19 protein-coding genes are annotated in these 25,801 nt (G+C 43.8%); 6 read left to right on the forward strand and 13 right to left on the reverse strand.

Going from position 1 to position 25,801, the window contains the following annotated elements; all coding sequences use genetic code 11:
• Positions 1-4: 4 nt before the first annotated feature.
• From vctG to AACV12_RS16160, 6 genes are all read right to left on the reverse strand, one after another.
• The gene (gene vctG, locus AACV12_RS16135) at positions 5-955 is read right to left on the reverse strand and encodes an iron chelate uptake ABC transporter permease subunit VctG (RefSeq protein ID WP_088729810.1); all 951 of its coding nucleotides are present in this window, start codon (positions 953-955) and stop codon (positions 5-7) included.
• Positions 956-977: 22 nt separating this feature from the next.
• Entirely contained in the window at positions 978-1,913 is a 936-nt protein-coding gene (gene vctD / locus AACV12_RS16140; protein ID WP_170900895.1) for an iron chelate uptake ABC transporter permease subunit VctD, read from the reverse strand.
• Positions 1,914-1,940: 27 nt separating this feature from the next.
• A complete protein-coding gene (locus tag AACV12_RS16145) occupies positions 1,941-2,852 on the reverse strand; it encodes a siderophore ABC transporter substrate-binding protein (RefSeq protein WP_029189681.1) in 912 nt (303 codons plus the stop codon).
• A gap of 195 nt (positions 2,853-3,047) precedes the next feature.
• The gene (locus AACV12_RS16150; protein WP_170900897.1) at positions 3,048-4,229 is read right to left on the reverse strand and encodes a DUF3103 domain-containing protein; all 1,182 of its coding nucleotides are present in this window, start codon (positions 4,227-4,229) and stop codon (positions 3,048-3,050) included.
• 239 nt (positions 4,230-4,468) lie between these two features.
• Positions 4,469-6,913: a M9 family metallopeptidase gene (locus tag AACV12_RS16155; RefSeq protein WP_170900899.1), complete on the reverse strand. Its 2,445-nt coding sequence runs from the start codon at positions 6,911-6,913 to the stop codon at positions 4,469-4,471.
• Between the two features lie 187 nt (positions 6,914-7,100).
• On the reverse strand, positions 7,101-7,862 hold the full coding sequence (locus tag AACV12_RS16160; protein ID WP_170900900.1) for a class II glutamine amidotransferase: 762 nt from the start codon (positions 7,860-7,862) through the stop codon (positions 7,101-7,103).
• 506 nt (positions 7,863-8,368) lie between these two features.
• Between AACV12_RS16160 and AACV12_RS16165 the strand changes: the two genes are divergently transcribed.
• Positions 8,369-8,614, forward strand: a complete 246-nt coding sequence (locus tag AACV12_RS16165; protein ID WP_017043657.1) for a hypothetical protein — start codon at positions 8,369-8,371, stop codon at positions 8,612-8,614.
• A gap of 195 nt (positions 8,615-8,809) precedes the next feature.
• Positions 8,810-11,566: an immune inhibitor A domain-containing protein gene (locus AACV12_RS16170; protein WP_170900901.1), complete on the forward strand. Its 2,757-nt coding sequence runs from the start codon at positions 8,810-8,812 to the stop codon at positions 11,564-11,566.
• A gap of 73 nt (positions 11,567-11,639) precedes the next feature.
• Here AACV12_RS16170 and AACV12_RS16175 read toward each other — a convergent pair whose 3' ends face one another.
• The 3 genes from AACV12_RS16175 to AACV12_RS16185 form a co-directional block, all read right to left on the reverse strand.
• The gene (locus AACV12_RS16175) at positions 11,640-12,500 is read right to left on the reverse strand and encodes a lipase secretion chaperone (protein WP_170900902.1); all 861 of its coding nucleotides are present in this window, start codon (positions 12,498-12,500) and stop codon (positions 11,640-11,642) included.
• 69 nt (positions 12,501-12,569) lie between these two features.
• Positions 12,570-13,511 carry an esterase/lipase family protein gene (locus AACV12_RS16180; protein ID WP_170900903.1) on the reverse strand — a complete coding sequence of 314 codons (942 nt, stop codon included), beginning with the start codon at positions 13,509-13,511 and terminating at the stop codon, positions 12,570-12,572.
• A 265-nt stretch (positions 13,512-13,776) separates the two neighbouring features.
• Positions 13,777-15,999 carry a leukocidin family pore-forming toxin gene (locus AACV12_RS16185; protein ID WP_094126764.1) on the reverse strand — a complete coding sequence of 741 codons (2,223 nt, stop codon included), beginning with the start codon at positions 15,997-15,999 and terminating at the stop codon, positions 13,777-13,779.
• Between the two features lie 504 nt (positions 16,000-16,503).
• Here AACV12_RS16185 and AACV12_RS16190 point away from each other — a divergent pair.
• Positions 16,504-17,754: an SGNH/GDSL hydrolase family protein gene (locus AACV12_RS16190; RefSeq protein WP_170900904.1), complete on the forward strand. Its 1,251-nt coding sequence runs from the start codon at positions 16,504-16,506 to the stop codon at positions 17,752-17,754.
• A 38-nt stretch (positions 17,755-17,792) separates the two neighbouring features.
• On the opposite strand, the gene AACV12_RS16195 is transcribed toward AACV12_RS16190, so the two are convergent.
• Entirely contained in the window at positions 17,793-18,248 is a 456-nt protein-coding gene (locus tag AACV12_RS16195) for an Lrp/AsnC family transcriptional regulator (protein ID WP_026027548.1), read from the reverse strand.
• A gap of 149 nt (positions 18,249-18,397) precedes the next feature.
• On the opposite strand from AACV12_RS16195, the gene AACV12_RS16200 reads away from it, so the two are divergent.
• On the forward strand, positions 18,398-19,351 hold the full coding sequence (locus tag AACV12_RS16200) for a DMT family transporter (RefSeq protein WP_170900905.1): 954 nt from the start codon (positions 18,398-18,400) through the stop codon (positions 19,349-19,351).
• Here AACV12_RS16200 and yegD read toward each other — a convergent pair.
• Together yegD and AACV12_RS16210 are read right to left on the reverse strand one after the other, a co-directional pair.
• Positions 19,342-20,694 carry a molecular chaperone gene (yegD, locus tag AACV12_RS16205; protein WP_017045097.1) on the reverse strand — a complete coding sequence of 451 codons (1,353 nt, stop codon included), beginning with the start codon at positions 20,692-20,694 and terminating at the stop codon, positions 19,342-19,344. The genes AACV12_RS16200 and yegD overlap by 10 nt on opposite strands.
• Before the next feature lie 107 nt (positions 20,695-20,801).
• Entirely contained in the window at positions 20,802-21,059 is a 258-nt protein-coding gene (locus AACV12_RS16210) for a hypothetical protein (RefSeq protein WP_017045096.1), read from the reverse strand.
• 345 nt (positions 21,060-21,404) lie between these two features.
• On the opposite strand from AACV12_RS16210, the gene emrD reads away from it, so the two are divergent.
• A complete protein-coding gene (gene emrD, locus AACV12_RS16215) occupies positions 21,405-22,610 on the forward strand; it encodes a multidrug efflux MFS transporter EmrD (RefSeq protein ID WP_013868437.1) in 1,206 nt (401 codons plus the stop codon).
• Between the two features lie 99 nt (positions 22,611-22,709).
• On the opposite strand, the gene AACV12_RS16220 is transcribed toward emrD, so the two are convergent.
• Complete coding sequence (locus tag AACV12_RS16220; protein ID WP_170900907.1) at positions 22,710-23,678, reverse strand: ABC transporter substrate-binding protein; 969 nt, start codon at positions 23,676-23,678, stop codon at positions 22,710-22,712.
• A gap of 112 nt (positions 23,679-23,790) precedes the next feature.
• Between AACV12_RS16220 and AACV12_RS16225 the strand changes: the two genes are divergently transcribed.
• Complete coding sequence (locus AACV12_RS16225) at positions 23,791-25,752, forward strand: PAS domain-containing sensor histidine kinase (RefSeq protein WP_212754908.1); 1,962 nt, start codon at positions 23,791-23,793, stop codon at positions 25,750-25,752.
• Positions 25,753-25,801 lie beyond the last annotated feature (49 nt).

Below are 25,801 nucleotides of genomic sequence, written 5' to 3' on the forward strand. Positions count from 1 at the left end.
GAAATTAAACCATTTTATTACGTAAAAGGAGGGAGAGAAAATAGAGACCTCCGATGAAATTGATCACCACACTCAGCGTTGTTTCAAACTGGAATACTTTTTCAACCACCCATTGACCTGAAAGCAATGCACACACCGCCATCGCGGAACAACCAATCAATAAGGTTCGGTGTTGGTATGAACGAAACCACTCGCGCGTTAAGTTGGTGACCAATAAGCCAAAGAACATCACGGGCCCAACTAAAGCTGTAGAAATAGCAATTAGTACTGCACTAAGCATCAATACATGGTGCGTCACTCGGCGTACATCCACCCCTAAACTGACCGCGTTATCGTTATCCAACCATAAAACATCCAACACGCGATGCAGGCGAAACAGGCCAAAGCAAACCAACAGCAGTAACGGTGTTACCCAATACACAAGTTCCACTTTCACGTTGTTGAAGCTCGCAAACATATTGGACTGTACCGATGAAAAATCATTCGGATCCATCAGCATGATCAAAAAGGAGGAAATGCTGGAAAACAGTTGCCCCAGAATGACTCCTAATAGCAACAACACCATTAAGTTGCTCTGCTGCTTACGAAAATAAAAAGCGAACAACAAACTAGAAAACAGCAGCATGGCAGCAACGGACAACGAAAAATTGAGGTAAGCATTAAGCGCGTAGCTACTTAGGCCACCAAAAAGAGTCACCACTAACACCTGCACAAACAGGTAGAGTGAATCAAACCCCATGATGCTGGGCGTTAAAATTCGGTTGTGGGTAATGGTTTGAAATGCTAGAGAGGACTGCGCAATGGCAATGCCCGCTAACACCATCGCCAATACTTTGGGTACACGACGAGAAAGAAAATAGTGATAGTTGTCGGCGTTCAATCCAACACCAATAAATAACCCAGCAAAAAGCAGAGAAGCCAAAACCAGTAACCACAGTTTGCTATGATCACGCAAAGTGATGCTCGCACATACAGACTTACCCATGGCGTTGTCCTCGCAACAGCAACACAATAAATACACTGCCACCGAGAATACTGATGATCATCGAAATCGGCACTTCATAGGGGAAAATAATCAAACGGCCGCCCAAATCGCATAGCAGTACCAATAACGCACCGAAAATGGCCGTACGAGGGATATTTTTGCGTAAGTTGTCGCCGTAATAGTGGCTGACTAAATTAGGCACAATCAACCCTAAAAAAGGCAGTTGACCGACAATCATCACAACCGTCGCAGACATCACCGACACCAAACAAACGCCAATCACCAGCACTTGCTGATAGTTAAGCCCTAAGTTCACAGCAAAATCTTTACCCATGCCGACCGCCGAAATTCGCGCCGCATACAAATAGCTAAAGAGGGCAACCGGGATCGCAATATAGAGCAGTTCGAAATCCCCTTTCAGCAAATTGGCAAAATTGGCTACCGTCCAGCTAGAAAGGTTTTGTATCGCATCGTATTTGTAAGCGATGAAGGAGGCGGCGGATTCCACCACATTACCAAAAATAATGCCGATCAAAGGGACAAAAATGGCATTTTTAAACTGCACACGCTGAATCAGTTGCACAAACAGCAAGGTGCCCGCAATCGAAACCGAGAAAATAAGCCACAAGCTTTCACCGTGACCAAAAAAGACTAAGCTCAACACATAGCCCAGCATGGCGCATTCAATGGTACCGGAGGTAGAAGGCGCGGCAAATCGGTTTTGGCTGATTTGCTGCATAATAAGACCCGCGATACTGAGCCCTGCCCCGGCTAAAATAATCGCCAACAAACGTGGCAAACGACTGGTAAAGAGCAGTTGCCAAGCATGGGCATCCCCTTGCAGTAATGCCATTAGTGATAGATTGCCTACCCCCACAAACAGTGAAGATAGACTGACTACCAACAAAGCAAGCAATAACTTTTTCAAAGCTAACCTCAGCTTGTTTGTGGCAAATTAGTGAATGTGTACAGCATTTCTAACGTCGCTGATCATCTGCTCTGTAGCAGTCACACCAGAAATGGATAGGTACCAAGCATTAAGGTCTAAAAAGGCCATACTTTTATTTTTGTAGGCCGCCGTCGCTTTGATCAAGTCATTTTCAAACTCTTGGCGAGTGTGACTTTGCCCTTTGTTGACCAACGTATCACGATCAATGATCAATAAGGTTTTAGGATCATGTTCGCGAATAAATTCATAAGAGATTAGATCGCCATGGCGTGTCGCTTTGATGCTATCGACGGTCGTTTTGAATCCAAAATCTTTATACACCGCCGAGAAACGTGATTCAGGCCCAAAAGCGGTAATGTTACCGCCAGAGCTCATCACTGTGAGCGCATCGATTTGGTTGTTCTGATTAAAGCTACGAAGTGCTTGAAACTGCTTATCTAAATCTTCAATTTTGGCTTCCACTTGGTCTTCAATAGCAAATACTTTGCCTAGATTACGCCACTGCTGTTGTGTACTCTGCCAGTAGCCTTGGCTTGCATCGGCTGCAAAAACGATAGTTGGTGCAATTTTAGATAGCTCGTCATAACTGGTTGCGGCGCGCGGCCCAATCACAATCACATCCGGTTTTTGCATATAAATGGTTTCGAAATCAGGCTCAAATAAAGAACCGGCAGGTGCGTATGTATCGCTGTTGTACTTCGCTAAATAATTCGGCAGTTCAGTTACTTTCGATACCGCGACAGGTTCAATACCAAAGCGATCTAACGTATCTAACGCACCCAAACCAATGACAACCACACGTTGCGGATTTTGCTCGATCGTCGTGGTACCGAGTTGATGATTCACAGAAACGGTTTTAGCACTGAGAGTAAAAGAGGTAAGCAAGCCAAGTGCTGCCAAACTAAACAACGATTTCATATAGGTTCCCATTCAAAATAACTGCGACAGATTTTGATAAGCATTCGCATTAAGTTCGGGTAATATAATCGTTGACCGTCGTTCAAGCAACCCTATTCACATCAAAATCGGCCATGATGATCAGAAGCAGCAAGAATGATGAAAAAGCGAGCGCTAATAAGAGATTCGCGCTCGCTTTGTAGGGGGAGAGAAATGTTATGGACGTGTCGGGTTAATCGTCAAAGGCTCAAAAGTGGCCACTGCGTTACCACTCGCTCCAGGATGATCAACATAGCTGGTGTCTTGCATCAAGGTGTAAAAGACATCGACATAATCGTCGTCGTTGACCAGTAAACCATCGGGAATCGCATCAATGATCTTGCCCGTGATTTGCGGAATAATCGCATACGCCTGCACTTCTGGATCAGGGATAAGCTTCAGCACTTCTTCCGCTACTTTGACGAGTAGTTTAGCCAGCTCTTTATAATCGGTACCATCATCTTGCTCCATCAAGATAAGATCGGCTGCGCCCCAACGGTAACGAGACCATTGGATCATCACTTGATTTGGGAAGTAATCTTGCTTGTCGTAATCCAAATAAGGCATTTCAACTAAGTCAATGGTCGGCTCATCTCGGCTTGGATTGATGCCTGTAACAATCGCATAAATTTCAGCCGCTCCAGAGATCCACGGTTCTTTGTCATCCGCTAAACGAATTTTTTTCAGTACTGTGGTGGAAATAGGCTCAGCGCTATTATCGCTGCTGCGGACCATCGCTTGCGCGGCGACGCTACCACTTTCTACTGTGGTCAATGTGGTCGATTGACCCAATGCGTTCATCTGTGCACGCATTGCTTGTAAGCCTGCGCGCAATTCCACTTCGCTATTACTATCAACCACGAAAACGGGTACATCTGGCATTTGATATACATCCAGTTGATGCACCTGTCCGTACACATCAAACGCTTCAATATATTGCCAAGACGCATCATTACCTTTGGGCTCAAAAGCAAACAACGGGCTTTGCCCTTCTTGCCACTCTTTAATCATCGACGCATCGGCAATACGCAGTTGCAGCAATTGCTCAGTAAAATCCTCAATGCCTTTCATTGAACGAATTTGCGCGTCCGCTACAACCATCTGTTGACTAAAATCGGAATCAGGCTGCTCTTCAAACAAAGTGGAAACAGAAATGGATAGGTTTTGCGCGCTGATTTCAGTTTTAAGTGTAGTTTCAAGCTCGGCGTAACTTTCACTCAGTTGCAGTGCTAACGCTCTTTTTTGCTGTGCAATCGCATCAGCATTAGATTGGCTGGTGCTACTGGTTGTCGCTTCTTCTGAGTTGCACCCCATAATAGTGGCCACAAGCAGTAATGAAACGGGTGTTATATATCTCATAATGAACCCTTAATATTTTTAATTACAACATAGAGTAATAACTCTACATAAAAACACAATATCACCGAATGCTATTCTTTCAAGAAATAAATAGAGTGTTAATTTATATTCTTCCCACAAGATCAAATTATTATTAAGTAAAGATTAAATTACATAATGTTAATATAGCTATTACTTTTCTGGCTAATCATATGATTTTAATAAAAAGAAGTGCTTTTACACTTCTTTTTATTCATTAATTATTCATAAGTTGCATAGAGCTCAACTTGGCTATTGGCTTGCTGTGCATTAAGCATGAAATGGACATAGCCCGCTTGCGTTACTGGCAGTTCAATATACTCATAGCTATCAGCACGTTTAGACGCTTGGTCAAAATGAGTCAATGTAGGCCAGTGCTCGCTTTCTGCATAAAGATCAACATTGTGGGCTGCCATCTCATCAATAGGCTGGAGCCAAACTTTGACACTGCTCATTCCCTCTGGTACATAAATCGCTGCATAGCGAGTTTGATGAATACCCAACGTCATTGGCTGACGATTTTCGAGAACAACAGGTGCTAAATCATCACTAGGCTTTTGCGTATTATCGGTAATGGCGTAACTTACTTTCGTATTTAATTCAACACGCTGGTAAGCTTCTCTACCCGTAATACTAAAATAATAGCGACCCGGTAAAACGGTACCATTGGCTTGTTTTTCTAGTGAAATTGTTTCATTACTATGCAGTTCAAAATTTGTTATTTGATAATCATAATAATGCGCAATTTTTTCATAACTTAAATAAAGATCGGCGTCACCATCACCGCTAATATTAATCGACAATTCACTGATATTATCTGGAACATCAATATAATAGAGTTGTTCACTGTACTGCTCACCCGACAAGGTAACACTCTGTCCTAACGCTAAATGATTCATCGAGTCTTCTGGTTGAATTGGCGGCACAATCGGATCTTCTGGATTACCACTGTCCGTTGTCAAAGTGTCTAACCAAGTTGAAAATTCGCTGTCTAGGCTTTTGCCGATCCGTTTCACTTGCTCAGCCCATGCTTTGAAATCGCCACTACGTGATAGCGCTAGCAGTTGATCCACTTCATTGGGATGGTTTTCCAGCATAAAACGAACCGCTAAATAGCCCCAGCGATAAATTTGATTGGTGTCATTTTGATAAGTAGTGGCCAGTACTTGCGTGAGGCTCAGTTTTTTCTCAGCAATTAAGTCTACCGCCGCTTGGTAGCCTTTTTTATAGTGCATGTATTCAGCGAAGCCTTCCAACCACCACACGATATGGCCTTCACTTAAATTGAGAGAAAACGAACCGTATTGGTTGTAGCGTCCGTCCAAATAATGCACATATTCATGCTCTAAATTGAGAATAGACAACGCCTCATCCTGCGCATATCGATAAGCGACAAAGCGCGCGGTGTTGTTGGCATCAGCCGGGTTACCTTCAAGGTATTGCCCGCCATTGTTGGTAGTATTGCCAAACAAGAAGTTGGAATAACTGACATAACTTTCGTTGCTATCAAATACCACCACTTCCACTTGTTGATTAAGATCATCGGCCACGGGCGTGAAACCTGTGTTGGCAACGGTATGGAAATCCGCTTCTTTCTCATTCAAAATGCCACACGCTTGCTCTGCTTGCTGAGGTGTTAAGCCTTGCGAGCGGATAATAGCAGGCCCATCACATTGATGGCGATTTGGCATGATACGCTGTTCAAGTTGCTGCTTAGCTTGCGTTAAATTAAGCGCTTCCAATGTCTCTGGCGCGTAGTAAGAAAGCATTTCAACCGCAGCAATCCAGAGTTTATCGCTACGTCCACCCAGCGGGTAACGTTCCAATACTTTTTCTAAAATCGCAATGACTCGAGTTTTGGTGTTTGGGTAAGGGCTAACCAGTAAGCGCCCCGTTTCACGCACCGCATTGTACAAAATGAAATCAGCATCGGTTCCTAACGCCCAATCATGCTCAGTGGCAAAACGATACAGTGTCTCCAAATATTCTGGATGGGCTTCAATGTCTTGATAAAAATCATCACGCGAAGCATGGCCGCTCATGGATCGAAATAAGTTATTTAAACCATCAACAAACTGCACATCTTGCGCCGTTTGTGGGTTAAAGGCGTCCAATAGCACGATGAAATTCGTCATCGTTGAAGGTAGGCGTTTCACGTTATCGACCATTAACGTTAAGCTCGACATGGCCGCCACTTGTTCACGACCTAAGCTCAAACTATAAGGCGATAACATAAACTGGTTAATCGTATCCGCAATCGCATTACTCAATTGGTCCGAATAATCACCAAAATCTTGTTTTACACCATAGCGCACATAATACGCGGCACGGATAAACTCCCCCAGATTAGCAATAGATTTGGCTTGCGCTTCTGTTCCTTGATATTGCGAAACCTCTAACGCCAGCGCTCGGTTAATGCTGTCTATACTATTTTCACTGTATAGACCCAAGATGGCTTTACTATCGGTATAAAACCACGAGTTATAACAGGCTGGTTGTGCATTTTTAATCGCTAAAATTGGCTCTTGTGCTTGGGTGATATCATTAAACTGGCAGGCATCTAATGCATAAGAAAAAGACGGTAATCCTGCTAACGATAATGCCAATAGCAAAGCATTAGGTTTGGGACGAGGGGAATGAATAGATGGAACCGGAGCAATACGCATAGTAACGACTCTCTATAGATCATAGAAATGAATGAGTCGCGATTTATATCAGAATCACATCAACAAAATGAAACTTGATGCACAGAAACCAGGATCTTACTTCAAAAAAGAATTGCTCTCATGAGAGAGCAATCGATTAACCAATAGATCTTATATATCAATACATTACTAATTTTTCCACCACTAACTAAGTGATCGGATACACAGTACATTGAGTGCCAATCACATGAGTAATGGTTTGCGGCTCAATCATTTGCCAACCACTTTCACTATCAAGGGGTTCTGACGCAACCACCATATTATCGCCTTCGCTTTTACTAAACACGGTCGGCGGATTACCATCAGAGCTATAACGCACTAACCAAAAATCTTGCCCATCAGAGATACAAATCGAAGCTTTAAAAGGTGTGACTATCTGTTTCTCCGCCAAAGCCTGCGCAATTTGACCAATCGTGGTCGTAATGGCTTGTACTGGCTGACTGCGTAACCCATTACTCATCATCAATAAAAAAATCAATTCACTATCCGTTGTCCCAACACGCTTGACGTATAGCAATTCCGGTAGCTGCCGTTCCAAGGCGAATTTCACTTTTTCAAACTCACCAATTTGCCCGTTATGTAAAAACATCCAGTGATCCAAAATAAACGGATGACAGTTAGAACGGGAAACCTGCGTTCCGGTGGACGAACGCACATGTGCCATAAAACGGTGAGAACGAATGTGATGCGTTAAGGATCGCAGGTTTTCATCTCCCCAAGCGGGTAAGACTTCATGAAACTGCCCGGGTGTAGTGCGTTCGGTATACCAACCCAGCCCAAACCCATCAGCGTTGACACGGGTGACCGCTTTACGCGCTTCTAAACTTTGGTGCACGAGAGAGTGTTCCGGTTGATAAACCAGTTGATCGAGGTAGATAGGAGTTCCTTGGTAGGCGAGCCAGCGGCACATAATGCAAACATTCCAAAATAATCAGTCACTGATTTCAATAAAGCACGTTTGCTCAATGGCTGCAAGGTGTCCAGGCAACGATACCTTTGCCACTTGGCTCATCAACGCCACAAGTTAATGACTCTTAAATGCAGGCTTAAATGATGAATTATTTATTGAACTAAGATCATCTTTTAGCAAAGTTCATATTATTAAAAATACTAAACCTATTATTAGTCATTGTTGGTTTTGACCCAACATTTACTTTCGATTGAATTCTAACCTATCACTTTATTTATCTAAAGAATTTCATCTTCATCACTAAGAATAAAATACAAATCCATCAATTATTAATTCTAAATTTAAGAATAAAGAACCGACATATTTATCAATTAAAAACAAACCAAATGTTAACTAGTTATGTTTAAAATATGATGTTATTTCAAAACAACAATTATTTACACTTGCTATGCGTATGACTGATATATAGATTGTTACGAATAATTCACACATTATATGGATATACTGTGAAACATTTAATTTATTTTTTATTAATTAGTTACTCATCAATTAGCCTTGCTCAATCTTCAGTTGATGATGAACGGTTGCTCGCCTCATTAATCGAACGAGGTGTGATATGTGAAGGGCTGACATCAGAACAGCAACAACAAGCACTTGCCCTTTATCTACAAAGAAAACACCACAAAGAAAAGTCTCTCAATTCGACAACTCATCAAGAAGAAGCGTGTATTTCTCCGCCGAAGAGCGACTAAATCACCCGTTCAATCTTCACTGAATAACACTCAGAAAACTTGCCTAGATAAGAATATACCAGCCACTCATTGCGTCCATGAATTCTATTTTATGGCGATGAAAGCCATTTATTCTCTATAGCGCTCAGTCGTATGGAAATCAGTTCAGTGAAATTGTTAATACCATAAATACAGAAAGAAAAATAAGGAAAGCAGATGAAACACATAAGGAAAACCTTGCTTGCGTCAGCAATGGTAACACTATTTAACGTCAGTGCTTATGCGCACACCCCGATTGATTTAGGGGTAGTCAATGAAGATAAACTCATTGAAATGTTAGTGCGTAACGGTGTTGTGGATGGCAATGCTACCGATGCAATCAAGCGCGATGCCTTGGATCGTTATTTAGAGCAAAAAATCAAATCGGGCTTCCACGGTGATGCGCAATTTGGTAAGCAAGCTCTTGAGCAACGCGCACGGGTATTAAAGACCATTGAAAAACAAAAAGGCCACCAAAAAGCCAGCGTTTTTGCTCTCGATATCAGCACCAAACGCACCGATAAGGTATTAGCGCTTTTAATTGATTTTCCCGATTTACCTTGGAACGATAACCGCCTGACCAAAGAGCATACTGAAATGCTCTATGCCAGCTACAATCCACCTCACTATCAAGATCTGCTTTTTTCCGATGCGGGCTATGCAGGCCCTAATGGAGAAAATTTCATCTCGATGCGTCAGTATTATGAAAGCGAGTCTGGGCAAAGCTACAGTGTGGCCGGGCAAGCCGCAGGTTGGTATCGCGCGTCTAAAAACGCCGCGTTTTACGGGGGCAACTCTGCAACAACAGACAAAGATATGAATGCGCAAGAGTTGGTGCGCGAAGCACTGAACCAACTGGCGCAAGACCCTAGTATTAATCTGGCCGATTACGATATTGAAGATCGTTACGATTACAATGGTAATGGCAACTTCCGCGAACCGGACGGCGTAATCGATCACTTGATGGTGTTCCATGCATCCGTTGGTGAAGAAGCCGGCGGCGGTGTGCTTGGACCTGACGCCATATGGTCCCACCGTTATAATCTCGGCCAACCTTATGTCCTTCAAGGCACAAAAAGTACGCTTCCAGATCGCTTTAACGGCCAATATGCCGCCTTTGATTACACCATGCAACCGATTGATGCGGCCGCTGGGGTTTGCGCACACGAGTATGGCCACGATTTAGGTTTGCCTGACGAATACGATACCCAATACACAGGTAAAGGTGAGCCAGTTTCTTATTGGTCCATCATGTCTTCTGGCAGTTGGGCCGGAAAAATTGGCGGAACACAACCGACGGCATTCAGCTCTTGGTCTAAACAGTTCTTACAAAAAGCGGTCGGTGGTCGTTGGATCAATGACGATCAAATTTCGATTGCAGAGTTAGAGAAAAATCCTCGCGTATTTACCCTATTCCAAACCACTGACAATGCTCGACCAAATATGGTGAAGATTGATTTACCACTGAAACGTGTTGATGGAGTGAAGCCTTATCAAGGTTCGTCCGCTTTTTATTCAAACCGAGGCGATGATCTGAAAAATAGCATGTCTCGTAAGCTTTCTATCCCTACAGGTGAACAAGCTACGCTGAATTTTAAAGCATGGTATCAGATTGAAAAAGACTACGACTTTGCACGCGTACTGATCAATGGTAAAGCGATTGCTGGTAACATCACCACCATGGATGACCCGTACAATACAGGGCTTGTACCTGCTATTGCTGGTCAGTCGGATGGCTGGGTTAATGCGATATTTGACGTCTCCCAGTGGGCAGGCCAAGAAGTGACACTCAGCTTTGACTATGTCACTGATGGCGGCTTAGCCATGGAAGGTCTTTACCTTGATAACCTACAGTTAGAGGTCGACGGGCAGCAAACCCTTATTGATGATGCCGAAGGAACATCCACCTTCGCCTTTAAAGGTTACACCACCAACAATGGCTTCCATGAAGCGCCACATTATTATTTACTGCAATGGCGTAGCCACAATGACGTCGACCAAGGCTTAGCCAATATCAAACGCATGGGCCAGTTGATGACTTTCGAACCCGGCCTACTAGTTTGGTATGTGGATGAATCTTACACGGATAACTGGGTAGGTAACCACCCAGGTGAAGGTTGGTTAGGTGTCGTCGATGCGGATCAAAACGCATTGGTTTGGTCAAAAACTGGTGAGGCCGCACAAACGCGCTTCCAAGTTCGAGATGCAACCTTCTCATTGCAAGATCAAACACCTCTACGTTTAGTCGCTGCCGATGGTGATGTGCTCGAAGACACAAGCTTAATCGGTAATGGTAATTTCTCTGATGGCGCGGATTACAGCTCACCATTAGTACCAGATGCTGGGCGTAAGTTAACGGAATTTGGCTTGATGATCGACATCCTCAACCAAGGCCAAGACAATGAGTACGGCGTAATTCGCTTATCAAAAGTCAGCGAACAAAACCAAGCTCCTGTCGCCAACTTTGAGCTTAAAACCGACGGTTTATCTGTCAGTGCTCTCAACTACAGCCATGATGAAGATGGCGAGCTAGTCAGTTACGCATGGGATTTTGGTAACGGCCAAATGAGCAGCGAAATGGCGCCAAGCTGGAGCTACACCAAAGCAGGGCAATATACCGTAAGCCTAACCGTAACGGATGATAAAGGCGCAACCAACACCACTACGCGCACAATACAGGTTGAAGTGCCTAACGCATTACCGCAAGCCAGTGCTAAGTACATCCACCTTGGACGCTGGGTAACAATGTGGTCAACCAGCAGCGATAGCGATGGGCGAATTGTCGATACGGAATGGACCCTGCCGAATGGAAAAATAAAACGTGGCAAACTCTTCACCGCCATTTTCCCAAGCTCTGGAAAACATGAAGTGAAAATTAAAGTGATGGATGACAAAGGTGCAACAGTGACTAACACCATTGTGGTGAATTTGTAACCACCTATTCTATTTTCTCTTAGAGAACTTGAGCGCGGCTTCGGTCGCGCTCTTCTTTATTGGATAAACAGAATTAAAGCGATTGATCACTTAACCTTTCCAACGCCTCGACGCGTTTGAGTTGTTTGACCTCAAACGTTTGGGTACGCAGTTGCGTAATTTGCTGATTTTTTTCATCTTGGCTCAAGCGCGTATTTTCAAGCACCGCCGAACGCTGTTGTAGATAGTTTTCGAGATGCTGAGAAAACTGCTCTCGTTGTTCACTAAGCTGCGTTAACCGCTGTGCTCCTTGTTCGCCAACCAACTCGTTCCAAGCTAAGTATTGCTCTTGCGTGGACAAATGGCGACTCGCGTTGAGTGCTGGCAGTAGTTGTACATTGCGTTCACTGCGCTGAATGTATTCTGGCTGCTGCGCTAATAACGTTTGCCACTGCAACTGCTCATCATATGAATCGACTGCTTGAGCTTTAATGCGCAGCTTTTCTAATGCTAAATTTCGCAACGCATTCTCTTCACCAAACAGCATACTTTGCTGATCAACGTTAAAAAATTGACTTTGTATTTTCAGTAACTGCTGATTGATCTCAGCTAAGGTAGCAAGATCGAGATTGGCGATGGAAGCATTAGCCTCTAACTCAGCTAATGCTTGTTTGTATTGGATAAACTGTTCAAAAAGCATTGGATCGATCACCACGCCCTCATCCTGCTCAGCATGCTGGGCAATGCGCAGCTCAACCTCAGGTAATGAACTCTCTCCTAATGTAGAGATAAAATAGTGAATTAAATCAAGACTCGATGCACTGTCTATCTGCGTATCTTGTTGAGATGACGTTTGTAACGCGCTCTGTGGTGATACTGGCTTTTGTAGAAAAAGCACCGCACCGATGCTCCCCAAGATGATCACGATAAAACCAAATAGTGCGGGCTTTTTCATAGCCAATCCTTATAAAGTTTGATGTTTCAAAACTTGAAGTTATAAACCTCGAAACTATAGACCTCGAAGTTATAAACCTTGAAGCTTCAATCGATTAGCGTGCTGGCGATACAAGGTAACGGGGTCAGTTTCAAAAAGGTGGTGTATCCCAAGCAAGCCGTTGATTTCATCTAAGTGGTTCATTTGGTAATCATCGCGGATCACCTTACCCAAGTGAGTACTACATACGCCGACTAAACCATCATTAGGGCCATTAAAGGCAAGTCCAGTCAACATCATCGCAGCATCAGTTGGGTCAAGGAGGTTGGTAAAGGTCGCAGATCCTGTCCACGAATAGTAATAAACACCATTGTCAGCCAGTAATTCACCATCACCACATTCACTGCTTGGAACGCCTTCTGGGTAGTGTTGATTAAACGCTAGCGAACCTTGGGTAGTTAAAGCTTCTAAGGAAGCTAAAGGATCTTGATCTAGGTTACTTCCCCCAGAAAGAAGGCCAACCAAACCCGCCAATCCTTGCGCCATTTTGACGGCAATCGCTTCAGAAATGGAGCCATCTTTGATGTGCCCACGCACTAAATCTGCCACGATTGAGCCTTTATTCACGCCACCAATGCTAGTCACGGACGCCACAAGATCGGGCCGAACTGATGCAACATAGCGAGCCGTTGGCCCGCCATGACTATGGCCAATCAGGTTAACTTTTTGAGCGCCAGTGGCGGCTAAAAGTGACTCCACTTGTTGCAATAGTTGTTCACCTCTCAGCTCAGAGCTGTTGATTGCGGAGACTTGAGCCACGTAGACCTTTGCGCCATCTTTCGTCAGTGATTGCGGAATGCCGTAGAAATAATCGACTCCGGCCAGCGTATCAAAACCAAATAAGCCATGAACTAACACAATAGGGTACTGGGTTTGGGTATAGCCTGCCTTACTTAACGCCACCGTGCTGGTTGCCGCCAGCGCCGTGGTACTCAGCAGACAAAAAGCAGCAATAATAATCGTTCTTTTCAAAGTAAATTCCTTCTTATTGTAGTGCCTGGTTTAGGCGCGGCATACATCTAGCCTACCGTTACCACACCAGAGATTAGACCTCTGAGGAGCACCCTAACTGTAGAAGAAAAGCACTTTATTTCATGTCGGCTTACCAGCTTCGTGAATGAACTAAAAAAAACAACAGATAAAATTAACATTACATTAACAAAAAGAGCACTCACGTTTTAGCTAATTAAGCCAAAAGCATGAGCGCTCTTTACTACTCAATCATGAACTGATTGCGCTATTTTATAATAAATTGAATACCATCGGCTAACCAACCTTCAGACCAAACCTTGACTTGCCGAATGGCCGATCCGGCTGGCAACTCAAACACTTCATCGTGTGTGCTTATTGCAGAGCCTTTTGACCCCACCACTTTGGTTGAACCATCATCAAGCTTAAAAGCCATACGGAGTAAATGGTTACCACCGTACTTGAACTCACCGGAAGTCACGGTTATTTGCGTAACACGTTTCAGATCAATTTCAGTCAAACTACCGCTTCCACCACCTTGCGTCGCATTGGCTTGCGTACCAATCGCATCGATCGCAGCGCCATGACGAATATAGAGTATTCCTGCTTGGCCAACATCTTGCAACGCCAGTGAACCCGACGTAAACCCAAATACGACCGATTCATTATCTGACTTGAATACATTGCTATAAGCAGTAATGGTGCGCACACTCACTTGATCATTGTCATCAGCATACAAGCCTAATTCTCCACTTGTTTTGTCATGACCAAGCAGCTCATGAGAGAAAACATTACTCAGCTTATCGCTGTTTTCTACCCATTCCCAACGCTGACTTAAACTCGAACTACAAGTTTGCAATTGACCCAGTGATTGCCCATCCAAACATTGATGAATGTCGTTTGCACTCACGTAGCGACCTAACTGATCATAAATAAACGATTGTGAGTTTTTGGTTTCATCACAGCTTGAGGCAGAGAGTACGCCATTATCGGCCACATCAACGCAACGATTATTAAAGCTGCCCAATTGCAAATTCACTGGACGACCGCCCGTGAATACTGGGTGCTCCCAATCCACTGTAAAACTGGCACTTTTGCTCACTCTGCGACGCGTCGTATTTTCAAAACCATGGTAGGACTGATGCCCACCTACAACATAATAATGCTTATAAGCACCGTTATAAATAGGACGGATATTGACCGAAGAGTCAATGGTGAACTCCGTTGTCCCCGTCGCATTAGGAGCGGCTTTATAGATCACATCCATTTTTGGTACAAAGCTTGCGTAACCAATCGGGTTAATGCGGTTGGTATCCACAGGGTAAGTATTGACCCATATTGCATCCGTAGAACGATTCATCATCGATTCGGCAGTCGCATATTGGCTACGATTCCATTTGAAGCTGACGTTTTGCGCGTTATTAGTGCTACGTTCAACACGGTAATCATGCGTTTTAAAGGTTAACCAACGGCTTTGGTTGTAGCTAGCATTAGCTTCTAACTTTCCTTTAGGCCCATCAGCACTAACCTCGACACCACCACTCACCCCTAGCTGGAAGCCGGATACCTCTTTTACCTCATATTCGGCATTGAGATTTTCTCTCGGGAACGTTTTTAAGATCTGCGCTTTGTTGTTCGAAGAGTTAAATACAAATTGATAGTCTTGAGCGATGGCGTCAGTCGACCAGTCTCGGAAATAAGCATCTAATGTCAGGTAATCAGCACCCGATTGACGATAATCAAGACGGTCATTGAGATGGATCCCCGCCCCCGTTGTATCATCATCTAAGCTGATGCGAACAATTTTCGCGTCCGGTGTCGCAGAGCCAATGGTGCCATATTGCAATGAACGCTCTAGGTTAACTCTATAAATCAACGAGATATTAGGGTTATCGCAAAATACTCGCGTGCCTCGATCCCAAAGATGTGAGTTATTAAACGTACATTCATTATCAGTAATAGGCCGATTGACATTCAAATAAAACGCAACGTGTGGCAGAGAATTTGTCTCCGAAACACTACTTGACAGCGCGTTGGCCGTACTGCGACGCTGGCGAGAATGAGTCATTTTAGCGGCTTCCAACAAACGAATGTTGGGATCATTCTCGTCATCTAGTGGTGTGAACAGTAATTCTCCCTTGTGTTCACTGATGATCAAAAAGTCACTGGCAAACGCTAACCCTAGTTTTTTCCTGAAGCGTGTTTTCGCTTCAGCCTTTTGCGATTCATCTTCAATCATACTGAAATCGACAAAATAGCGCAGATGCTGATTCAATACATCGTCACGGATCTGAGCTAGTGCTGGTGGCTCAACCTCTTCTTGTAGCCAGTAGCTTGCATTGAGGTAGTTGATTTGGCTGTCATCCTGAAGCTCACTGAACATTTCAATGGCCAAACCTTGCGGCTGATACACATCAGCTTGAGCGGTGTTCCATACCAAGCCTGACATAATGGCAATAGCGCTGAGTGCTTTTCTTCTGTTTATTAGCATATAAACCTCTAAGCATTTTTATTGTTATCACGGTATTTAAAAGAAAATAAATACCCATTTTTTATTTTTTCAGGCCACAAAAGAAAAGGACATTAGTTTTTTGGCACTTTTGTGGTGAATTATTAATAGTTCTAAAAATAAAGAACACAAAGAGAAAATATCTTTAATGTGGCTTAGAATCACAATAAAACCGTTTAATTTTTATACTCATTGACTGACTATAAATTTATTGATACTTGTATTAAGTAGATAAAAGTTAACATTAGAATGAAATAATAAAGCAAAGCCTTATTGTTATTTATCTAAATTAGAATTTCTAAAAAACCTCAGCGTTCGTTTCACTGATAATTCATTATTTGATCTTAATACCAAATAATGTCCAACATAGTCGTTTATTGATTGACGCTTAACACTATAAATTCAAAATAGGTCTGACCAGTTGTTTAATTTCACTTTCGCACTTATTCTTGAGTGAATATGCGCCTAAACCAATAAGAAAAAAATATGAAACTAATAACATTATTGATGACTGCAATGTTGCCACTCTCCATGGCGATTGCAGAAAATACGGATACCTCCTCAGAACCAGTTACCGCTTATGGCGTAATAAATACGCAAAATAAGCAAACCTACACTTATGTACGCTGTTGGTATCGGCCCGCTGGCAATCATGATGACCCAGCAACGGATTGGGAATGGGCATTGGATGAACAAGGAAATGACTACACCATTAGTGGTTACTGGTGGTCGTCTGTGCGCTTTAAAAATATGTTTTATACCGACACCTCACAATATGAAATAAAACAGCGTTGTGAAGAGACACTCGGCGTCAGTCACGATTCTGCAGATATTACTTATTTCGCAGCAGACAATAGGTTCTCATACAATCATTCGATCTGGACTAACGATAAACAAAATGCCAAACCCGTCATTAATAAAATGGTGACCATAGGTGACAGCCTTTCGGATACAGGAAATATATTCAATGCGTCACAATGGAAATTTCCCAATCCTAACTCTTGGTTTTTAGGACACTTTTCCAATGGTTTGGTGTGGACAGAGTATTTAGCAAAAATGCACGATTTACCTGTATATAACTGGGCAATTGGCGGTGCCGCAGGGCGTAATCAATATATCGCGCTGACGGGTGTGAACGATCAAGTCCGCTCTTATCTAAATTACATGACAATGGCCAAAAACTACCAGCCAGAAAATACGCTCTTTACCCTTGAATTTGGCTTAAATGACTTTATGAATTACAACCGTGAAGTATATGAAGTCAAAGCAGATTTTAGCAGCGCGATGATTCGTCTTGTGGATTCAGGGGCCAAAAATATTATTCTACTCACCCTCCCCGATGCAACAAAAGCCCCGCAATTTAAATATTCAACAGCAGAAGAGATAGCGAAAGTCAGCGCTAAGATCACCACTTTCAATGCGTTTATTCAGCAACAAGCACTGTATTATCAGATGCAAGGGGTAAATATCATCCTATTTGATGCCCATAACTTGTTTGAAAACCTTACAGCCAATCCACAGCAATACGGCTTTGAAAATGCGACCGATGCATGCCTCAACATCAATCGCAATTCAGCTTTAGATTACTTATACCGTCATAGCTTAACCAATGATTGCGCTTACCATAGCTCTGACAAATACGTATTTTGGGGCGTCACGCACCCTACCACGGCCATCCATCAATTGATTGCCAACGAAATCGGTAAAAACTCTCTCGCGTCATTTCAATTTGAATAAGCACGCCTGACCTTGAAGACAGCACGCAAGTGCTGTCTCTAAACCCAAATAGGCATCGCGGTAGCGGCCTTCACTTGACGCATGGCGAGGTGGGTATGCATATCTTTTACATTGTTGAGCCGCTGTAACTGACGCGTAAATGCTTCGTACCCTGATAAATTGGCACTAACGACTTCCAGCAAGTAATCATACGCACCTGAAACCACATGGCAGCTGATCACCTCCTCCATCTCTTTGATTGCCTCTTCAAAACTATCAATGGAAGCGGCTTGATGATTATTCAGGCTAACTTCAACAAAAACCGTCATACCAACTCCGACAGCTTGCCGGCTTAAGCGAGCTTGATAGCCATCAATGATCCCGCTCTCCTCTAATCGTTTCAAGCGTCTTGCGCAGGGAGAAGGTGATAATCCAACCTTTTCCGCAAGCTCTGCGGTGCTTAAGCGTCCCTCTGTTTGTAATAAGGTCAACATGCGGCGGTCTATTCTATCCATTACTCGATCCTTGATTAAATCCACTAACATTTTGCTAATTTATAGCGGATAAGTGCTAAACCATCTAGCAATAAGAGTGAACTTGCCGGATAAAAGTAAGCCGAACCATAGATAATGGTGAGAAACCATCCATTGATGTGAATGAAATTATGATTTATGGCTACCTCGCGATAGGCACCACACTGTTATTATGGTCCGGCTTTTTCCTCTCTTTAAAGGCAGGAGCCAGCGGCCTATTAACCCCTGCGGATATTGCATTAACGCGCTTTTTACTGCCCGCTTTGTTGCTCTCTCCATTGGTTTGGAGAACTCGACATCAATTGCAAAATGTACCTATGCGTTACTTAATTGGTCTATTTATTGGCTGTGGATTGCCCTATTTACTAGTGACAAGCCATGCGATGCACTACGTTCCGGTTTCTGATGGTAGCGCGCTTGTTCCGGGCGTGCTGCCGCTGTTTGTCTCGGGTATAGCGGTGTTGCTGTTTAAACAGCCGTTAAGTCGCCATCGAGTCGCTGGGCTGACTTTAGTGGTGGCAGGGGTTGGTATTTTCCTCTATTCAAGTGCCACTGATTTTGAGTCAAACCGTTTGACCGGGCATTTGATGTTTTTAACCGGCAGCCTGATGTGGGCGATGTTTACAATTTGTGCGCGGGTAGCGAATTTGCATGCGCTCGTCAGCGCGGGATGGGTTGCTTTACTTTCTACTATTTTATTGGCCGTTCTAATCGCTTTAGGCATCGTCGATAGCTACTTAGCCACACACTCTTTTGCACACTGGCCGTGGAAAGAACTGGCAGGACACACACTGCTGCAAGGTGTCGGGGCGGGGCTCATTGCAGCATTTACCTATTTATATGCAGTTTCAACACTCGGCGCAGAACGCTCCGCTGCCTTTGGCTCTGCAACACCAGTCGTGGCAACCTTGTTGGCGATTCCCGTTTTTGGTGAGATGCCAACGCCTTTGACTTGGATCGGATTAGGGTTGATAAGCTTAGGTAGCTTGGTTGCCAGTAATGTTTTAATGAAACACGATCATTCGCAACATTACCGGCCCCCAACGCATCAAAAACGAAGCGCTAAGCGCTCATATCAGCGATAGCAAATCTCAGCCCAACGAGCCAAACCAGCAGTCACTGAACCAAAGTAGTTACCGCTGACAACGGGTACGTGGGGCAGTTGCTGCTCTACCGCTTGGCGTAATATTGGAGAACGAGCAGATCCGCCCGTCATAAAGATAACATCCGGCTTTACGCCACCTTGTTCAACCGCTTCTTTGACCAATTCCACCATTTTCGCTTTAGGGGATTCAATGGCGTCGATCATTTGCTCACGCTCAATTTGCACTTCGATCTGCTCAGAAAGAAGATCAAGCACCACCTGACATTGTGTAAGATCAGATAGAGCAATTTTTGCCTCTTCTGCACGGCGTACAATTTGATAGCCGAGCGTTTCAAAATAGACTTTCAGCAAACGCGCCAACTTTTCTGGTTGCTGCGCCTCTTTGTGTAGCAATTTCAATGCTGCCAAGTTTTGCTGAGCATAGAAGTCACGTTGCGCTTCCACGTTATTAATTGCAATCGGGTTCCAAAACTGCGTGATCGGCATATCAATGCCAGAAATGGCTTTACTTCCTAATCCAAAAGAAGACATCAACTGTTTGAAAGCAATATAGATATCAAGATCATTGCCTCCGACCCGTTGGCCACTATGCGCAAGCAAACTCGCGGTGCGGTCGTCACGCCCTCGCCAACTCGGCCCCATTTTTAGCAATGAACAGTCGGTGGTTCCACCACCGATATCAACCACCAGTACGGTTTGATCTTGCACCAGAGTCGCTTCATATTCTAAACCCGCCGCAACGGGTTCAAACTGAAAACTGATGTGCTGAAAACCGGCGCGTTTCGCCGCACGTTGTAAAATAGATTCCGCTTGTCGATTGGCCTCTTCACCACCTCGGCCATGAAAGTTAATAGGACGACCAATCACAGTATCTTGGATGGTGCGCTGAAGGTGCTGCTCTGCATTGTGCTTAATATTGACCATCATGGCGCACACCAAGTCTTCGAAAAAACTGACCTGCACATCACGTAAACCTGCCGCGCCTAGAAATGATTTAGGGGATTTAACGTAATAAATATCGCGCGGATCCTGCAGATAAAGATCGAGCGCCGCTTGGCCAAAGGCAATGTCTTGCGCGGCAAGTTCAATACTCTCTTCTCTATTCACATTGATCGCGCGACGAAGTACTTGCTCACCAATTTTATCGCTTGGCGTAATATTGTGATGACGGAACAGATGCTCAGAAATGGACTCTCGCGTCGGGGCGCATATTGTCGAAGGAATGTAGTGGCTTTTACCTTCTATGGGTAACAATGTTGGCTGCCCATCTTGCATCATCGCGACAGAACAGTTCGCCGTTCCATAGTCAAAACCAATAAACATCGCTACCTCCTAGCATCAGAAAAAGGCCGGCGATCCTACCTTATGATTTTCACAAATACTATCCCCAAACTACTTGGAATGTCTGGCGAGAAAAAACATGGATTGGTTTACACAAGCCAAGAGACGAAAAAAGACAGCAGTAGGCAGCCCACATAAGCCATTTTAATCACCTTGATATGTCGATAGTGGATAAGACAAGGTGACAAGATAAACAACGGGATCAGGACAAAAATGGGGTTCATACTGAATAGCCAGCTTAACAATACAACAGAAAGTGCATAGTAGAAGAGCCACGAATTTGGAACCGACAACTTTTTGCCAAGTCCCACTATAAATAATAATGCAGCAAGTAAAGGTAACATCATTAATCACACCTTTATGATATTAATTCTCATTTGCATTAAATATTAGTCACTGTTCAGCGCAAAAGCAATAGAAAAACTAGGTACATTATCAGACACCAAGAGCCATACTCAACACAGGCATTGGAACCGTCTTTCATTTCTCTTTAACCACCCGAATAATGATTAGTTTTTCTAATTCAAATCATAGATTTTTATCTTGCTCAACTTCACACTTTTAGATTGATAAAAGCGCCTAGCCTCACTAATATCTCGCGCCGAAAGAGCGATACTTTTAACGCTGGCCATTAGTTTCATTATTCATATTAATTATATTTCGTAGTTGCACTATTGTGCAGGAGATAGACCATGTCCGCATCGTTTCCGTTAGTGAAACTCACATTTTTAATTGCGATTTTGACCGCTGTCGGTCAAATGACACAAACGATGTACGTCCCGTCCATTGGCCATATGGCGGGAGAATTTTTAGTTTCTCCTGCATCACTGCAGGCGGTCATGGCATGTTATTTAATCCCTTATGGACTATCACAATTTGTCTATGGTCCATTGTCAGACCGCCTAGGACGCAAACCGATTATTATCGCTGGGTTGCTGATTTATATTGCAGGATCGCTACTCGCATTATTTGCTCACCAATACGATTGGTTTTTGGTCGGTAGTTTTATTCAAGGGCTTGGCATTGGGTGTGGTGGCGCAATGTCTCGAACCCTTACTCGAGACTGTTTTTCAGGAGCAGAATTACATAAGGCTAATAGCCTTATCAGCATGTGCGTTATTTTTTCGCCACTCATTGCTCCTGTTCTTGGTGGGTACTTAACAGAAAGTTTTGGCTGGCGCTCTAGTTACTTATTTTTATCCCTATTCGCGATTGCCGTGGTGATCACTATGATGACGAGTATGGTAGAAACATTGCCTAAAGCGGCTCGCAGACACGAATCGGTTGCAAACAGCTATCGCTATGTGCTGAGTGACAAACGTTTCCAAGGGTATTTAATTTGTCTCGTGGCGACTTTCTCTGGCGTCGCGGTGTTTGAAGCCGCTGCAGGTGTATTACTTGGTGGCGTTTTGCAACTGCCTGCCACCACCGTCAGCTTATTGTTTGTCTTACCGATCCCTGGTTATTTAGTTGGTGCGGCGCTATCGAGTGTTATTGCGTTGAACTTCAACGAAAAAAGCGCCTTGTATGTGGGCTTGGTAGCGATAGCATTAGGTTCATTGGTGGTGTTTGTTCCTGGAGTGTTGGGGCAAACCAGCGCATTGACCCTAATTGGTGGTGCCACTGTCTATTTTCTCGGTGCAGGCATTCTCTTTCCCGCAGCGACCACTGGAGCGTTAACACCACTGCCTTACCATGCAGGAACAGGAGGTGCTGTGTTAGGCGGTATGCAAAACCTTGGGGCTGGTTTAGCTACCCTTTTAGCGTCGGCTATTCCAGCTCATGACCAGATGCCACTTGGCGCATTGATGCTGTTGATGTCTGTGTTTGCTGTGGTTGGTTTGATTCGTGTTTACAGTAAACATGATCCATCAAATGAAATGCCATTGGCTGTTTAATAAACTGTAATGAAGAAAAAGCAGACAGGTCACCGCCTCTCTGCTTTTTTATTTTAGACGTAATGCTGAATTCGACAATTCAATACAGTCCCATCAAAGTCAGTCAATCTTCATCCATCCTTCCGGCACGCTTAACCCCCAACGGGACATTTCGCCCTGATGGTAAATAGCACGCCCTTGCTGGCCGATTTGGATAGGAATGCGGCTTGCATCTTCATTATTATTTAAAATGCGTAACACCGTTTTGCCCGCCATTTCGCCTTGATCACGACCCGCTAACACAACACCCCCAGCCGCTTTGCCCGCACCGATCGAAAAATCCCAAAAACCAAATAAAGGAACCTCTGTATGTTGGTTTGTCCACGTTAATACAGTATCCGCTGGCACATTATTTTCGCTCTCATCGACCAAGGTTTGGTAAAGCCCCACGACTATGGCGCCAAATCCTTGCTCTTTAGCTGTGCTTATTCTTGTCTGCCATTCTTTCTCTATCGCCACCGAAGCTATCTCTGTCGCAATGCCTAAATTCTTTTCAATCATACTCGCTTGGGTTTGCATAAATTCCAACGCAATACTCGCCGTACTACCCGAATCAAATAACACCAATACTTTACGCTTATCTTTATCGAGCATCCGGCCAATTTCTCCCATGGTTTTCACATAGAGGGGGCGCTCTAAAATACCGGTCACTTTGGCTTGCCCTTGGTATTGAGCCATGAATTTTCGTGGGTTTGAATTAATCCCCAGAAACACGATTGAGATTGGCTCGTTGTAGAGTTTCGGCAGCATATAAACCAACGCATTGTCGTCACCTAAAACCACCACCTGTGGTTTTAGGTGCTGGTATCGACTAAAGGCTTGTTCGGCGATTTGTGAATAACGGCTCGCTGGTACACGTTTGGTGTCCATCTCAAAGGTATGCAGTTCATGCGCAGGCGTTAACGACTGCTTAAGGGCGGATACATAGCTAGCGTCCCATTCATAACCTTGCTCGTAGCTCTCTATTAAGAGTACTTTTCCCGCCATCACGGGCGCACTTATCACACACAATATCCATATCCAACGCATGAACTGCCTCCAATGATTCGGCTATTTTTTATAGTGTAGTCAATAAGATGTTATTCACACTTCCCATGTGACATCTATACTCAAATTATCACTCAAAAAAATGAGAAGCAGGATGAACAAAAGCCGAACATTTAATGAAAGCATTGATAACCCACTATCGAGTCGTATTGGTCGCAGGATCATTTTTTTCCTTGTCATTTTAAGTGGTGCTGTCACCCTGATGACAACGTTAGCACAAACATATTTCGACTATGACAGAGAGTTCGATGATGTGGCTCAGCGTCATCACGAAATAGAATTCGTTCATGCCGAACTGCTTGCCGCTTCTTTATGGAATTATGATCTCGTGACGCTTCAACAGCGCTTAGATGGCTTAGTGAACTTGCCTAAAATTGATTATTTGGAAATCACGTCTGGCGGTTATCAATTCAGTGCCGGAGAAAAAGTGATGGAGCAATTAGTCGCACACCGTTATCCCATGCTTTATATCAACCCAAAAACGGAAGCCAAAGAGCAGATTGGTGAGATCTACGTTGAGTCTAATGCTCAAGAAATCTACAACTACTTAATCAAGCAGTTTCTACTGATATTGGTCGTGAACGCGATTAAGACTGCCTTTATTTGTTACGCTATTTTGATGATTTTCCATGAGAGCGTAAATCGACGAGTCTTCGCCATTGCTCAATACTTACGCAAATACAACCCTCGCCATCCCCCAAAACCACTAAAACTTCCTCATAAGAAATGGATTATGGGGCATAACGATGAACTCACTTGGCTGGCCGATGAGACCAATAAAATTACCGGAAATGTAACTACGTTGTACAGTAATATAAAACTTGAACAAGAACGATTAGCCGATTTTACGGACGTCTCATCCGACTGGTTATGGGAGACGGATAGTACTGACAGGTTGATTTACACTTCCGAACCCATGCGTCAAGCTTTAGAGATCAGTGAAAATAGCAAGCCACTACTTTCAGAGGTTGACTCACTGAGAGATATGAAAAAATTACTCCAATCCATTACTAAACACTGCTCGTTTTCAATGTGTGAAGAGACGATTATCATCAATGATTGTAAGCACTATCTGATGTTTCAAGCGGTAGCACGCTATGAGGAAGATATGTTTCTCGGGTTACGGGGCACTGCCATTAATATTACCGAGCTAAAACTGGCTCAGCTTGAACTACAAAAACTCAACCAAAACTTAGAGCGTCAAGTCGCCAAACGAACCTGCGATCTGGAAAACAGTATTGAGCAACTAAAAGCCACGCAAACACAGTTGATTGAATCTGAGAAATTAGCAGCTTTAGGTGGTTTAGTTGCAGGGGTGGCACATGAAGTCAACACGCCATTAGGTATCGCGGTGACCGCAAGTTCGGTAATCATTGAGGTCACACAAGAGCTAAATACCGCCTTCGCCAACCAAACGCTTACAAGCCAGCAGTTTTCTGAATTGATGCAGAGAATGAATGAAACCAATACGATGCTTGAAAGCAACTTAAATCGTGCTGCCAAACTGATCCGAGACTTTAAACAAACAGCGGTCGATCAGGTATCTGAGAGTCGTAGTCAATTCTCGATCCACCAAGTATTAAGCGCGTTGATCGCTAGCCTACATCCTGAAACTAGGAAAATTCCAGTCATCCCACAACTAGAGGGAGATGTCGGACTTACAATGAATAGCTTACCAGGCGTCCTCACTCAAATTGTCTCGAACTTAGTCATGAATAGCGTCAACCACGCTTTTAGTGATGAGAAAAACCCCATAATAACCATTGCGTTCAAACAGGAAGGAGAAAATATCCTCTTAGAATATAAAGATAATGGCTGTGGCGTCGAACCAAAACTGCACCATAAAATCTTTGAGCCATTCTTTACCAGCAAAAGAGGTAGAGGAGGATCCGGTCTTGGCTTAAATCTTGTGTTCAACCTTGCCACTCAGAAATTGAAGGGGAAACTTCAATTTAATTCCAATGTGGGTCAAGGTGTACATTACGTCTTTACTCTACCCAAAGCACTTGAACTCAGCGAGGTCACACTGAGTTCCGATCAAAAGAAAAGGCATTAAAGATGCCAATCAATCGTTGCATTGTCGACAAGCAAGGTGGAAAAATTTA

The sequence above is a fragment of the Vibrio sp. 2-2(8) genome, assembly GCF_963888495.1.
Taxonomy (GTDB): Bacteria; Pseudomonadota; Gammaproteobacteria; order Enterobacterales; family Vibrionaceae; genus Vibrio; species Vibrio anguillarum.